General features: G+C 53.1%; 5 protein-coding genes, 1 tRNA gene and 2 rRNA genes (1 of these 8 running past the window's edge). 7 read left to right on the forward strand and 1 reads right to left on the reverse strand.

The annotated features are described in order from the left end of the window. The 6 genes from AAYR33_10890 to AAYR33_10915 all read left to right on the forward strand — a co-directional run. Window positions 1-2,449: ribosomal RNA gene (locus AAYR33_10890) — 23S ribosomal RNA — on the forward strand; it begins 290 nt to the left of the window's first position. A gap of 169 nt (window positions 2,450-2,618) precedes the next feature. After that, window positions 2,619-2,733, forward strand: a 5S ribosomal RNA gene (gene rrf, locus AAYR33_10895). A 62-nt stretch (window positions 2,734-2,795) separates the two neighbouring features. Beyond that, window positions 2,796-2,872: transfer RNA gene (locus AAYR33_10900), tRNA-Met, on the forward strand. Window positions 2,873-4,658: 1,786 nt separating this feature from the next. After that, window positions 4,659-5,036 carry a hypothetical protein gene (locus AAYR33_10905; GenBank protein ID XAO71421.1) on the forward strand — a complete coding sequence of 126 codons (378 nt, stop codon included), beginning with the start codon at window positions 4,659-4,661 and terminating at the stop codon, window positions 5,034-5,036. Between the two features lie 145 nt (window positions 5,037-5,181). Beyond that, a complete protein-coding gene (locus AAYR33_10910; GenBank protein ID XAO71422.1) occupies window positions 5,182-6,015 on the forward strand; it encodes a hypothetical protein in 834 nt (277 codons plus the stop codon). 170 nt (window positions 6,016-6,185) lie between these two features. After that, window positions 6,186-6,566, forward strand: coding sequence for a hypothetical protein (locus AAYR33_10915; protein XAO71423.1), 381 nt, complete (start codon window positions 6,186-6,188; stop codon window positions 6,564-6,566). A gap of 152 nt (window positions 6,567-6,718) precedes the next feature. On the opposite strand, the gene AAYR33_10920 is transcribed toward AAYR33_10915, so the two are convergent. Continuing rightward, window positions 6,719-7,303, reverse strand: coding sequence for a histidine phosphatase family protein (locus AAYR33_10920; protein XAO71424.1), 585 nt, complete (start codon window positions 7,301-7,303; stop codon window positions 6,719-6,721). 273 nt (window positions 7,304-7,576) lie between these two features. Between AAYR33_10920 and rfbB the strand changes: the two genes are divergently transcribed. Beyond that, window positions 7,577-8,569 carry a dTDP-glucose 4,6-dehydratase gene (gene rfbB / locus AAYR33_10925; GenBank protein ID XAO72471.1) on the forward strand — a complete coding sequence of 331 codons (993 nt, stop codon included), beginning with the start codon at window positions 7,577-7,579 and terminating at the stop codon, window positions 8,567-8,569. Window positions 8,570-8,588: the final 19 nt, after the last annotated feature.

Raw genomic sequence — 8,588 nt, forward strand, 5'->3', positions numbered from 1 at the left:
AGTCTGGAAAGTCTGGCGAGAGAGGGTGATAGCCCCGTATGCGTAGTTCTTGGATAATTTCTTGAGTAGGGCGGGGCACGTGAAACCCTGTTTGAACATGGGGGGACCACCCTCCAAGCCTAAATACTCCCTGATGACCGATAGTGAACAAGTACCGTGAGGGAAAGGTGAAAAGCACCCCGATGAGGGGAGTGAAAGAGACCTGAAACCAAATGCCTACAAGCAGTCGGAGCCTCTTATGGGGTGACGGCGTACCTTTTGTATAATGGGTCAGCGAGTTTCTGTTTGCAGCGAGCCTAAGCCGATAGGTGTAAGCGAAGCGAAAGCGAGTCTGAATAGGGCGCATGAGTTGCTGGCAGAAGACCCGAAACCGAGTGATCTAGCCATGGCCAGGCTGAAGGTGCGGTAACACGCACTGGAGGGCCGAACCCACGCCTGTTGAAAAAGTCGGGGATGAGCTGTGGCTAGGGGTGAAAGGCCAATCAAACTCGGAGATAGCTGGTTCTCCGCGAAATCTATTGAGGTAGATCGTCGTGTATTACCCTCGGGGGTAGAGCACTGGATGGGCTAGGGGGGCCCAAAGCCTTACCAAACCTAACCAAACTCCGAATACCGAGGAGTATGAGCACGGCAGACAGACGATGGGTGCTAAGGTCCATTGTCGAGAGGGAAACAGCCCAGACCACCAGCTAAGGCCCCTAAATCGTGGCTAAGTGGGAAAGGATGTGGGGATTCCAAAACAACCAGGAGGTTGGCTTAGAAGCAGCCATCCTTTAAAGAAAGCGTAATAGCTCACTGGTCTAATAGAAACCCTGCGCCGAAAATGTAACGGGGCTCAAGCCACGTGCCGAAGCTGTGGGTGCATACATTGTATGCGCGGTAGCGGAGCGTTCCGTAAGTCTGCGAAGGAGATGGGGTGACCCTCTCTGGAGATATCGGAAGTGCGAATGCTGACATGAGTAGCGACAAACAGTGCGAGAAACACTGTCGCCGAAAGTCCAAGGGTTCCTGCGCAAGGTTAATCCACGCAGGGTAAGCCGGCCCCTAAGGCGAGGGCGAAAGCCGTAGTCGATGGGAACCAGTTGAATATTACTGGGCCTGCCAGAAGTGACGAATGCGAGATGTTGTCTGTTCTTAATGGATTGGACAGGCTTTTGGAGCATTCCGGGAAAGAGCTCTGGCATATAGACCGTACCCGAAACCGACACAGGTGGACTGGTAGAGTATACCAAGGCGCTTGAGAGAACGATGCTGAAGGAACTAGGCAAATTGCTCGTGTAACTTCGGGATAAGCGAGACCCGTATGTGGGCAACCATGTGCGGGTGGCACAGACCAGGGGGTAGCGACTGTTTAGTAAAAACACAGGGCTGTGCGAAGTCGAGAGACGACGTATACGGCCTGACGCCTGCCCGGTGCCGGAAGGTTAAGAGGAGATGTGAGAGCATTGAATTAAAGCCCCGGTAAACGGCGGCCGTAACTATAACGGTCCTAAGGTAGCGAAATTCCTTGTCGGGTAAGTTCCGACCTGCACGAATGGCGTAACGACTTCCCCACTGTCTCCAGCATCGGCTCAGCGAAATTGAATTCCCCGTGAAGATGCGGGGTACCCGCGGTCAGACGGAAAGACCCTATGAACCTTTACTGCAGCTTTGCAGTGGCATCAGAGACATTCTGTGTAGGATAGGTGGGAGGCTATGAAGCATGGGCGCCAGTCTGTGTGGAGCCATCCTTGAAATACCACCCTGACTGTCTTTGATGTCTAACCGCGACCCGTAAGCCGGGTCCGGGATCCTGCATGGTGGGCAGTTTGACTGGGGCGGTCGCCTCCCAAAGTGTAACGGAGGCGCGCGATGGTGGGCTCAGGTCGGTCGGAAACCGACTGTCGAGTGCAATGGCATAAGCCCGCCTGACTGTGAGAGTGACAGCTCGAACAGAGACGAAAGTCGGCCATAGTGATCCGGTGGTCCCACGTGGACGGGCCATCGCTCAACGGATAAAAGGTACTCTAGGGATAACAGGCTGATCTCCCCCAAGAGTCCACATCGACGGGGAGGTTTGGCACCTCGATGTCGGCTCATCACATCCTGGGGCTGGAGCAGGTCCCAAGGGTTCGGCTGTTCGCCGATTAAAGTGGTACGTGAGCTGGGTTTAGAACGTCGTGAGACAGTTCGGTCCCTATCTGCCGTGGGTGTAAGAGACTTGAGAGGATTTGTCCCTAGTACGAGAGGACCGGGATGAACATACCTCTGGTGCACCGGTTGTCGCGCCAGCGGCACCGCCGGGTAGCTAAGTATGGACAGGATAACCGCTGAAAGCATCTAAGCGGGAAACCTACCTCAAAACAAGGTCTCACAGGGCCGTGAAAGACCATCACGTCGATAGGCTGGGTGTGAAAGCGTGGTAACACGTGCAGCTGACCAGTCCTAATCGCCCTTGATTATTCACATCAACGCCGCTCTCCCTAACAGGAAAGCAGCATGCACATACATAGCAGTCATCCACGCATCCAAAGCGTGTCTCTCATCTCATCCTCCTCATCCTCCTCAACCCGTCTCACTCATTAAGAGAGACAGGGCATGCACCAGCCTCTCCACCCTGCAAAGGGTGGGCCAGATGACCTGGTGGCCATGGCGGGAGATTTCCACCCGATCCCTTCCCGAACTCGGCCGTGAAACGCCCTAGCGCCTATGATACTGCAGCTTAAGCTGCGGAAAAGTCGGTCGCCGCCAGGTCTCCTGATCCACCCAAATCAAACCTGTAACAATAGGGGGTCAAGTCACTCATCCCCCACCAGCGCGGGGTGGAGCAGCCCGGTAGCTCGTCAGGCTCATAACCTGAAGGCCGCAGGTTCAAATCCTGCCCCCGCAACCATCACAATCATACTCAATCTGACAGGCTCCTCTGCTCATAGGCCACAGGTTTCAACCGTCCCAAATAACCCCCGCAAAAAATAACCCCGCCTACCCTCGAAGTTAAGCCCCATTAGGGCAGGCAGGGTCAGTCATACAGCCTAAAATCAGGCCGCGACTTTACTCAGACTTCTCAAACGCACCCGCAAGCCGAAGCTCAACCTTCGCGCCAACAGCCGGAATATACATCTTGATGCCATACGCTCCTCGGTCAATCTCCCCTCGCGCCTTAAAACCAACCGTGTAAGCATGGTCAAGCATGTTCACTCCACTACCAATGAATGACGCATCACGCTGGTTGGGAAAGTCAGCTCAGCCAGGTCATGATCGTCGCCAAATGGCGCCCTCAAGCATAAGCATTGACAAGAGCAATTTCTAAACCAAATATGTCTCTCAACGGCGGAGAGAATAAGCCGCGTCAAAACTTAAAAAAAAATTAACTGACGTAACCCACTTTGCGGCCGAGTCTTAATCAACCTTTAATAATTAAACTAAGTTTTATATTCGCGACATCGCGCATAAAGGCTGTTTAACCAGCCCTCTTCCAAGGGCTTATTCACCCGTTTGATTTATCTGCTCCTCATGGAAACGGGATGAAATTCCCCCGCGACTGACGCCCCACGCCGGGTACGAAATATCCCAATCCGCTAACTGACCTCAAGTCACGAAAAATCAAGCCTCGACTCATATCAAATAGAAAAAAGATCGGTAAAAGCCCCCGATTTTGAAGGGTTTAGACGATTTTTCGTGCGCGTGACCGAACTCTCAAAGATAGCGGAAAGAGCAGGGTCGCCAAGCGTAAAGTCCCGTTACACGCTCCCCATGAATCACCCATTACCCTTTTTCCAACCTCACGTTTTTCAGAGGATGTGGACGGCGTTTTCTCACGGTGTAATTCGGATGGCCGGGGACCAAAATCCGGAAGGCACGGAGGGACGTCGTGAGTTAGAACACCCCATTTACGAACAAAAGATAAAAAATATTTTATCACATTTAACTTTTTCCAACTCTTTGCGTTCATTAAACTGGAACAAGGAGGCGGGACCCTGATCGCCGATTGACCTCACGTCAATCAAAGAGATTTTTGCCTTACTTGCCCGAGGTTATAGGTGTTTTGGAGTGTTCGTATTTGATGATGGTTACGCGGGATTTTGATCCCCGATCGATACCATCACCCAGGCCGTGGGGCAGGACCGAAAGTAAAAGCAGGCTGCCCTTCAGATATATACATTAAATGTGAGGCAATATCGCTGAAACGATCAATTTCAGCGCATTGACCCCAAGTAAACATCGACAAAGCAGAGCATGAAAATGCTCTGCTCGAATACTTGTCTCCAAAATGACCCCTAACTCTGACGAAATAAGTCTGGATCCCCTTAAAAGGGGACGAGTTAAGCGGTTTTATTTACTATGAGTGATACGTCATATACAAATGTGAAATATATCGTCTCGAACCCGAGCAAAACGGGTCCGAATCTATCAATGAATACGCAGGACACGCAAAATGGCAATATTAGCGTTAACCCCGTGCAACCAAACCTCCCAGGAGGGTATGATACTGATTGGCGCAAAACCCAATGGAACGCGGGCGAGACGTTTGATCCGCTTAAGGGGCGTGATAACCTCGTCTGGGATAATACGAATGGCTATTCCGTCGGTAATTGGCAGCAAGGCTCGTCAACTTCCGCGGCTGGCAGCTCACAATACGCCGTTTATCAAGACCCCCAAAACGGAAATTACATCTATAAATGTCGGTTCAGGGCGGGACGCTGAACAACCAGCAAATCGCCACCGCAAAAAATTTTGGAACAGCTTACTCCTTCGACCACCCGATCACGCTGACAACGGACATCGCCGTCAGCAACATCAAGGGCTCAACCGGCTTCATTGAAGGCGGAATCAACTTCACCCTGCAATTTGATAATGGCACGACGCAGTACGGCCTGTTCTTGCAAATTCCAACTTTTGATGGACGTGGGTCACCGGTCGGATACACAAGCATGTCCGATAAAACAAAGATCATTTACAACATCACCGGTAAATCCACCTCCTATATCAAGGTGGATGATCCTTCGACATCCGGTGTGACCTTACAAAGCGACGATCGACGTCAATCAGGCCCTTAAATATGCGATCGACGCGATTGCCAAAGCCCATCCCGCGGATGCCGCCGCGCTCAAAGACCTCAGCCATTGGTATCTGACGGGTGTCTATTACGGTATTGAGAGTAACGGGACCGGCCTCGCGACCGACAAGTCGGGGACATTGACGGTGGCCAACCCGCAACTGACTTATGACAATTCCAGATCCCTGAATTATTCCGACCTCAGCTCAACGGAGCGATCACTTTCCCTGACGCTCGAAACAACAGGTGGTGCCGTGTCAAACGTTGTTATCCCTGGGAAACAGGTCGGTATCATTGTTGAAAATGTCGGCACGGATGCGCTCGGTGCCATCATCAACGATTACGCCAAGAGCATCGCGCAATATGCCTCGGCTAATACGCTTCAGGCTTCCGTCCTCACGGCAGGTGATAATAATGGCACGGGCACGGCCAGTGCCCCGGCTGAAGGCATCATCACCGACGCCGGATCCTATAAACTCAACGGAAATTACGCTTATTTATTTGTCGGCACGATGAGTGGCACGTCCCCGAACGGTCGCGTCACGATCGACGGCACCGCGAACACCGCCCAATATGTCCGTCTCATCTCCGATAGCGCTTACGGGATTGACGCCAAATTCGGTAATGTCGGCGGCCAGATCGCAGCCAGGGCCGGCGATAATAATATTGATGTTTCCGGCTCCCGGCAGAATTGGAACATTGTGACAGGCGACGGCAATAATACGATTACTGGCGGCACCGGTACTAACATGATCAACGGCGTGCAAGGAGCCATCGACACCGTCAGTCTGATCGGTGGCGGTGCCACGGCGACACTTTATACCAACGCCGCCGCCGCCGATCTTTCATCGAACAACACCATCCGCGTTGCTGATAACAGCACGGTTTTCGGTGGGACAGCCTCAAGGATCACGGTGACAAGCGGCGATGCGACGGTCGTCGGCGCGGTCGGGATACGATTTCCACGGCGGGCAATCTGACATTCATTGCCGGCACGGGTCAGTCAACAGTCTCGTCAGGCGGTGGGACAGTCTGGGGCGCTCAGGGTCTTAATCTGACGCTTGGCTCGAATTTCGGCTCGTTATTCACCGCAAACCAGCCACATGCCATAGGGGATCAATATGTCGACGCATCCCGCTCGAACGCGTCCATGTCATTCTGGACAGGTGCAGGCAATCAAACAATCGTTGGCGGGACGGGGTCGGACAGTTTCTATTTCGGAACAGCGTTCAAAGGCGTCAATACGAGCCACGTTGCGGCAACCGTCACCGGCGGAACCGGCGCCGGCAACAAGTTCGGGATGCTTGTCAACCATACGGCGGGCGACTTCTACATCACCGACTTCCGCGCCGCGAACAACCAATTTTTCCTTTATTCCTATCGTCCGGCAAATGCGACAGAAGCTGCGCAAAAACTCCTGAAAACGGCGACGATCTCAGGCGGTAACACGTCTATCCTTGTCGACGGCAATGCGCGCGTTACTTTCCTCGGCGTCACCGGCCTCAAATTGACAGACTTTTCTATTTCCTGAGATTTTGAAGCGGGCGGATCATTGTTAAATCCGCCCGTTCCACACCCAGGCCCAATCGTTCGGAACGGGGTTCACCCCGGATTTTGAATCTCATTGGACGTCACAAGCCGCCACGCATCGTCGATATGCTCGATAATCGTCACAGACAGATTTTATATGCAGAAATGCAGGGCGGTCTCAGGATGCAGTTTCAGCGCGTGGGCGATCGCGGCACGAATGGCGCCGCCATGACTGACAACGACAATATTCTTTCCCACATGTTTCTCCGAAAGGTCGTCAAGAGCATGTCCGACACGGGCGCAGACATCCAACATGCTCTCACCTTCCGGTGGGCATTCAGTTGCGGAAAGCGACCAGAATGGGTGCGGCTTCTGTTGTAGTTGCCGGGGGACGTCTTCCAGCAGAAGATTCTGCCAGTTACCGAGAGACTGCTCAATGAACCGCCCCTCAATCGTCACGTCCTGCGTGCCATAGCCGTTGTCAAAAATAGCCTGTGCCGTGTCACGCGTGCGGGTCAAAGGCGAGCTGTACCAAACAGCGTTTTCCGGAAGGCGCCGCGCGAGGCGGGCATAATAGGCCTTTTGGCCCTCAAGGCGGTCAGGGCACAACGCCACATCGACCGTGCCATAAAGTTTACGTCGCGCCGCTTTGTCCACGATAGCGTGACGAATCAGCCAAAATCGCTTCGGCCCCTCCGTCAATCCGAAAGCGTCAAGAAAATGTCCATGCGATGTCATGATGCGACATCAAAATCGTGAAGAAAAAATATGTCACGAACACAATTAAAAAAGGTGCAACTCATTTAACGAATCCATAATGTGTGTATATTAAGCGTCTGTTGATGTCGTAATAAACGCGTTGGCGTTCTGCGCAAGGGTATCCGTTCTGTCGATTGCCATGTGCACCCCTCCATCAGGGCGGTGGGCGCGGGGAACGAGCGTGAAACGGGGCGTCCGGGCGGTCGGGGCATTATTTTAACAATAATCGTTTCGCGGGAAAAGAATTTTCTTATTCTACTTACAGCCGGTTGTGGTTTCATCGGATCTTCGGTTGTTCGGCATCTCATCCAGTCGACGACCCATTCGGTTGTCAATGTCGATTGCATGACCTACGCCGCGACAGAGGATTCCGTCGGTCCTGCTGCGTCGGACCCTCGTTACCGGCATGAAAAACTCAATATTCTGGATGGTGCGGGGCTGGATCGCGTTTTCTCAACCTACCAGCCTGATGCGGTGATGCATCTCGCGGCGGAAAGCCATGTCGATCGTTCAATCGACGGGCCGCGCGCCTTTATCGAAACCAATATTGTCGGCACTTTTACATTGCTGGAGGCTGCGCGGCGTTATTGGCAGCAAATGGATCCCGCCCGGCAGAAAAGTTTCCGCTTTCATCACATTTCAACGGATGAGGTGTTCGGGCATCTCGCGCCGGATGCGCCGCCTTTCACGGAGACGACGCCATATGATCCGCGCAGTCCGTATTCAGCCTCGAAAGCATCATCTGATCAGCTCGTTCGTGCGTGGCACCATACTTATGGTCTGCCCAGTTTCGTCACGAATACGACAAATAATTACGGATATTGGCACTTCCCTGAAAAATTGATCCCGCTCGTGACAATCAACGCGATTGAGGGTCATCCCCTTCCGGTCTACGGAGAGGGCAGCAATGTCAGGGACTGGCTTTTTGTCGATGACCATGCGAAGGCCCTCGTGTGCGCTGTTGAGCGCGGCGTTCCCGGAGAAACTTACGCGATCGGCGCGCGGCAACCGAGGTCGAACCTCGAAGTTGTCAAGGCGATCTGCAATGTGCTCGACGAGATTTCTCCCGATCCGCAGGGCAAGCGGGAACGCCTGATCAGTTTCGTCAAGGACCGTCCGGGGCATGATTTCCGTTATGAAATTGACCCGAGCCATGCGGAAGACTCTCTCGACTGGAAAGCGAAACATAATTTCGAAACGGGAATCAGGCTGACCGTTGCGTGGTACCTCAAAAATCGGAGCTAGTGGGAAGCGATCCGCCAGA

The organism is Acetobacteraceae bacterium (genome assembly GCA_039613835.1).
Taxonomy (GTDB): domain Bacteria; phylum Pseudomonadota; class Alphaproteobacteria; order Acetobacterales; family Acetobacteraceae; genus Sorlinia.